The organism is uncultured Campylobacter sp., from assembly GCF_937997595.1.
Lineage (GTDB): Bacteria > Campylobacterota > Campylobacteria > Campylobacterales > Campylobacteraceae > Campylobacter_B.
In genome coordinates this window covers 1-5,596 of sequence record NZ_CALKTS010000126.1, presented here as the reverse complement: position 1 = coordinate 5,596, position 5,596 = coordinate 1, and the positions used below count along the sequence as shown (strand labels likewise).

Below are 5,596 nucleotides of genomic sequence, written 5' to 3'. Positions count from 1 at the left end.
AGATGACGATCAGCCACGCCGTTCGCGCGCCGAAAAACGCCCACAGCAATGCGAGCGCGAGCGCGTATGCGGCACATTTTAGATACAAGGCGTTGATTTTGATCTGTGAAAACGCCTCGCTTATGGCGCTTCGCATGTTTAGATGCAGCGCGCCCATCTGCGCGGCAAGCTCGCTTACGGCCGCTTTATCGCGCACGCCGCGCAAAAAAGCGATATGCGGATCGATGCTCGGCATCGCGGCAAAAAGAATGGAGCTTCTAGCTTGCTCGTAGCTTAAAATGGGTGCATCCGCGATCTTGGCAAAGTTTGCGTCTACGAGCTCGCGACTAAGCCCGAGACGTAAAAATGCGCTTCTATCGTAGTTTGCAAAGGCCTGCTTGATAAAGCTCTGCGTAGCTGGATCCAAAATCGGCGCGCCGGCGTATGAGTCCGCAAGACCGCGCGCTACGATCTCTTTGGCTACCGCGCTCGCGTTGTTGCCCACGATCAGATCGAAGCTGGAGCCTCCGATGCTTGCGAGCTTGGCGCTCATCGCGATTAGGTTTTTATCCAAGCTCGCGTATTCGCTGACGTCGTCCTTAAGCTCCATTTTAAAATACAAAAACGCAAGCAGCGCCGCGCAAACGAGAATGAGCGCTTTTGGGCTTAGGCTTATCTTGCAAAGAGCCTTTGCGTAGAGTTCAAGAGCTTTTGCAAAGAGCGGGGCGGGGCGAAATTCCGCCCCGGCAAGTAGTAGCGGCAGGGCGAAGTAGCTAAAGCAAAATGCCCCCGCAAGTGCGGCTATCGCAAAGATCGCGATCTCTTTGAGCAGAAAAAACGGGCTGAATAAAAATACGAAGTAGCCTCCCGCGGTGATGAAAAACCCTAGAAGCAGGATGTTTCGCATGCTTTTTATCGAGCGAGCTTCGATGCGGCGCGAGATGTTTGCGCCGAGCCAGTGCACCGCGTAATCCAGCATCAGCCCGATTAGGCTCGTCGAAACCACGGCGCTTAGGATGTGGATCGAGCCGCGGATCGCCATCGTAGCCGCTACGCCGCAGGCAAGCCCGAAAAGCGCAGGCAGCAGCAGACAGAAGATACGTGCGCGCGAAAATGCCGCCAGCAGCAGCGCCGCACACAGGCTAAGCGAAACGGCGCCAGCGACGGAGCTTTCGCGCACGCCCGCGCTTTTGCCCAAAGCGCTAAAAAGGGCGGTGCCTGAGATTAAAATTTTGCTCTTTTGCGCCTTGTGCACCAGCGCGCTAAGCGCGTCGTCGTTTGCTTTCGGAGCGAGTTTGGCCGTAGCGAGGTAGTGCGGCGCGCCGTCAATGGTCGCGATGAAGCGGTTTTGCGCAGGATCAAGCTTGATTGCGCCGCGAGAGCTAAGGCGCGAGTGAAGGCTGAGCGAGAAAAAGTCCTGCGAGAGGCTAAGCGGACGAAATTTTGAATAAAGCTCACGCGCGCTACGCTCAAAAAAGGCCTGCGGATCGCTTTTTAAAAGCTCCACGCTCGCATCATCGAGCATCGCGGGCGCAAAGCGCGCAAGCTCGCTCTGATACACGCTCGCGTCCTTTACCTCGTAAATTATGCTCTCAAAAAGCCCGCTTTTTTGCATATCCGCAATGAACGCGCCAAAGCTCGCCTTCTCTGCGCTTGCGACGATGATTTGCCGCGCAATCTCGCGGTTGAAATCCTCGACGCTTTGTTTCTGCTCGCCCGAAATTTCAATGCCGCTTAGCTCGTAAAAATCGGAATTTACGCGGTTTAAATTTAACGCTATAAAGGCGCAAAGCGCGATGAATGCCGCGCCGAATACCGCTAGGATCGCGCTCTTACTCATCTAAGCTCACGACGTCCGAAAATACGTTTTCGCTCACGTCGCCGTTAGCGCTGCTAATTCGCAGCACTCTGACGTAGGCGCCGCCCTCGATCACGATATTTTTAAAGATATTTTGCAGCATCCCCTTGGGGCTTAGCTCGGCGCGCCACGCATCTTTGCTGCCGCTTAGCGCGATCGAGAAATTTTTGCTAAGCCGCGCTACGTCCAGGCGCGAGATCGCCAAAAAAGTGTCCTTATCAAAAAGCGAATCGGCGCTTTTGATCCATGCCGCGCCGCTACGCTCAAAAACGCCGTCCGCGCCGATTTTTAGCTCGCTTCGCACCGGCTTTAGCGTCGTCCAAAACAGCTCGCCGCCCTTGATCCTAAACTCGCCGCTGCTTCGTACGGGCTCGGCAAAGCCCTCGATGCTGAGCGTTTCGCTAAATTTGCCGCCGATATTGTCGGTCTTAAGCGCCAGATCGCTTACTTCAAGCGCGCTCGCAAGTCCCAAAATCGCCAAAAATAAAGCTAAAATTTTCATCGTAGTCCTTTAAATTTTATGCTCGCTAAATTTCACTGCTCGTTATCGTTAGGTAAAATTTTATTCGCCGCGGCATTTTGAGAGCGCTCTTGCTCGGGCGCGGCTTTGTTTGCTGCCGAAATTTTATTCGCAGAATTTTTCCCCGCTAAAATTTTATCCGCGCACGCCCTTAACTGCGGCGGTATCTCATACAGCGTCCTTTTAGAATCAAGCTCCACCGCGGCTTGCGACGTGGTTGCCTTGGCTAGGAGCGCGCCGGATGGGCTTTTGATGCGGTAGGAGAATTTTATGATCGTGTCGCACTCGAGCAGCTCGATGCTCACCGCAACCTCGTCGTCAAAAAGTATCGGCGCGATAAATTTAAACTCCATTTTGATAATGGGATATATAAATCCATCATCTCTCATCTGCATATATGTGTAGCCCGCGTCGCGCCAAAACTCGCATCTAGCGTCCTCACAGAGCTTTACGTAGTTGCCGTGCCACATCACGCCCATCGGATCGGCGTCGTAAAATCTGGCGCGAAATTTATACTCTTTCATTTTTCTCTCCGCTATAAAATTTTTCGTCTTGCGCGGCGGATTTTGCAGCGCTCAAATTTGAATTATCTAAATTTAGCGCAGTATCCGAGCTCGCCGTACTTTTTAAATTTGACGCGGCATTCGAACTTGCCGTGTCGTTTAAATCCGCTACGCCATTTAAATTTGACGCAGTATCCATGCTCGTCTCGCCGAGATTTTGCGTGGCGGCGCGCTTTGCATCGCTCGCGTTTTTTCCTTGTGCCCAAAAATCAAAGAAATTATACCACTGAGAAGGAAATTCTTTGGCATAAAGCTCGAGCTGTCGCACGTAGCATTTAAGCGGCGGTGCTACAGATCGCGCCTTGTCGCGGCTCTTTAGCGGCGCAGGTAGCGGCTGCAGCCGAAGCTCGTGGCCGCTGCGCCCCTCGTAGCACCATAGGCTAAATAGCGGCGCGCCTAAAATTTTAGCGAGTAGATAGCCGCCGATCGGGAAATTTGCGCTACGCCCTAAAAAATCCTCGCTTTGAAATTTATCTGAGCCCACCGGCATGCGATCGCCCATTATCGCGATGTGCTCGCCGTTTTGCAGCAGCTCTTTGATTTGCAGCATCTCGCCGATGCCAAGCTCGCCGACGTAGAGAATTTTCACGCCGCCGCCCATTTTTTCGATAAATTTCATAAAATTTTCGCTGTGTTTGCGAAAGATCAGCACGTTGATTTTTATCCCCGCCGTGCTTGCCGAAAGGGCGCGCGCGATCTCGGTGTTGCCGAAGTGCGAAGTGATTAAAATTTTGCCCGTTCCGTCGCTTAAAAGCTCCTTCATACCGCTTTGCACGCGAATTTGATCCAGCGCGATCTTGCCGTTCCAAACCGCGATTTTTTCGCACAGACTGAGGGAAAATTTATAAAAATTCGCGTAAATTTCGCGGGCCTTGGGCTCGCGATCAAGCGCGCGCCGCAAAAACTCCCTGATCGTGCGTCGCTCATTTTTAAGCAGCGCAAAATAGATCGCCGAGATACAAAGCGCGGTGCCTCGCATGCAAAAATCAGGCGTGTGAAGCGTGATGAAGCGGGCTAAATTTAAAAGCGCTGCGCCCGCCTTTTCGTTGTTTTCGCTCCAGTGTTTAGCCATCGCGCCCGTCCTTTGCGGCGGCATGTTGCGACGAGGCATTTACGAGCGAACTTTGCGCTGCGGCTTTGTCGCCGCATTTTTCGGTACCAGCTTTTTCGTTTGCGCCGCCGTCCATCTCCTCTTTCGCACCTTTGCAACTATCGCGCCGCGCGCTGCTGCAAAAGCTTTGCCCCGCTAGCCCTTGCAAAATTTCGTTCGAGCTCTGCTGCGAAGCCTCCCGTAAGCCACGCTTTTTAAATTTATCGCAGGCGCGTTTTAGCGCCCTTTTTGCAAGCCAAAGCGGAAGTCCGCAAAATAGCCTAGCGTGCATCAGCGAAATTCCGAAATTATCTCGAAACGGCGCGAAGTGGCTCACCCCGCCCGCTTCGTAGCGCACCGCCAGATCGAGCCATTTTATCTCTAGCCCCGCGCGCGCGGCCAGAATTAAAATTTCGGCATCAAAGCCCATCCTGCGGCTTTTCGTGCGGGACAGAAGCGGCACGATCCCCTCTAGCGGGTAAATTCTAAAGCCACACATCGCGTCTTTTATGCGGTGCGAAAGGGTGTTTATCACGCACCAAAAATTCATTATCTTGCGTCCGTGTAGGCGGGATTTGGGCGCGCTTTCGTCATATACGGGAGCGGCACAGATCAGCGCGGCGGGCTGCCGCGCCGCAAACGCCAAAAATTCCTCGCATCTGCTTACGTCGTGCTGAAAGTCCGCATCGATCTGAAAGGCATGCGTAAATCCAAGCTCCTTCGCCCACGCCAGCCCGTTGCACACTGCAGCGCCTTTGCCGCCGTTTTGCGCGCGTGTGTAAATTTGAGCTGCAAGCCCATTCAGCGCGCTTTTGCTCGCTTCGTCGCTGCCATCATCCACGATCAGCACGGGCGCGATGGGCGCCAGGGCGCTTACGAGCTCGGCGATGCGCGCGGGGTGGTTGAAGTAGGGCAGTAAAAATGCGGGCTTAAAGGCAAATTCTTCCACTGGCGCAGACCTTGTCGTTTGAAATTTCAAAGCGGAGTTTGCCGCTTGCTTCGGTGATTTTGATTGAAATTTCATCGCCCGGGCGGATGAAATTCGTAAATTTTAAATTTTCTATCTTTTGCATGTTGTCCAGCTCGTAGCCGAGGGCTTTTGCGCAGATCAATACGAAGCGAAGCTGCATAAACGCGGGCACCAGCGCAAATCGCGCAAAGTGTCCGTCGAAATAAAAGTCGCTGGCTCGCACCTTCGCGCGAAACTCATTCTCCGCGCTCCGCTCGAAAACGGGCACTTCGTAGCGCTGCAGGGCGCTTAAAAAGTCCTTTTTGCTTAGCTTGCCCTGCTCGTTAAAAGGCAGCTTGCTCGCGATTTTGAAGTAGCGCAAAATCGCGCCGAATTCAGGCTTCAAAAAGGCCTTTAGCTCGTCCGTGACGCCCTTTTTACCGCCTGCGCGAAACGCCTGCTCGCCGCGCTCGCTAAGCTTGATAAGAGCTACGGCGCGGTCGCGCTGCGGGTGCAGATCGATCCTGCACTCGCCGATAAATTCGTGCGAGCGGAGTTTGGCTTCGAGCAGATCGAGGCTCACGCGGTTTTCGTTGATTTTGACGGTGCGGTCGCCGCGCCCCAAAAGCGTGATCTC

Annotated in this window: 5 protein-coding genes and 1 pseudogene; all 6 read right to left on the bottom strand. The window is 53.6% G+C overall.

Annotated features, from left to right (window positions below; translation table 11 throughout):
* Positions 1–1,819, bottom strand: a 1,819-nt coding sequence (locus Q0614_RS04450) for a hypothetical protein (protein WP_298786829.1), incomplete at its 3' end; no start/stop codon positions are given.
* Positions 1,812–2,339: an outer membrane lipoprotein carrier protein LolA gene (locus tag Q0614_RS04445; protein ID WP_298786828.1), complete on the bottom strand. Its 528-nt coding sequence runs from the start codon at positions 2,337–2,339 to the stop codon at positions 1,812–1,814. The genes Q0614_RS04450 and Q0614_RS04445, both read right to left, overlap by 8 nt.
* Positions 2,340–2,371: 32 nt before the next feature.
* A complete protein-coding gene (locus Q0614_RS04440) occupies positions 2,372–2,881 on the bottom strand; it encodes a thioesterase family protein (protein WP_298786826.1) in 510 nt (169 codons plus the stop codon).
* Positions 2,868–3,992, bottom strand: coding sequence for a hypothetical protein (locus Q0614_RS04435; protein ID WP_298786825.1), 1,125 nt, complete (start codon positions 3,990–3,992; stop codon positions 2,868–2,870). Before Q0614_RS04435 ends, Q0614_RS04440 begins: the two co-directional genes overlap by 14 nt.
* Positions 3,985–4,959, bottom strand: a complete 975-nt coding sequence (locus Q0614_RS04430) for a glycosyltransferase family 2 protein (protein ID WP_298786823.1) — start codon at positions 4,957–4,959, stop codon at positions 3,985–3,987. Before Q0614_RS04430 ends, Q0614_RS04435 begins: the two co-directional genes overlap by 8 nt.
* Positions 4,940–5,596: pseudogene (locus tag Q0614_RS04425) on the bottom strand (3-phosphoshikimate 1-carboxyvinyltransferase); the annotation flags it as partial. The gene Q0614_RS04430 and the pseudogene Q0614_RS04425, both read right to left, overlap by 20 nt.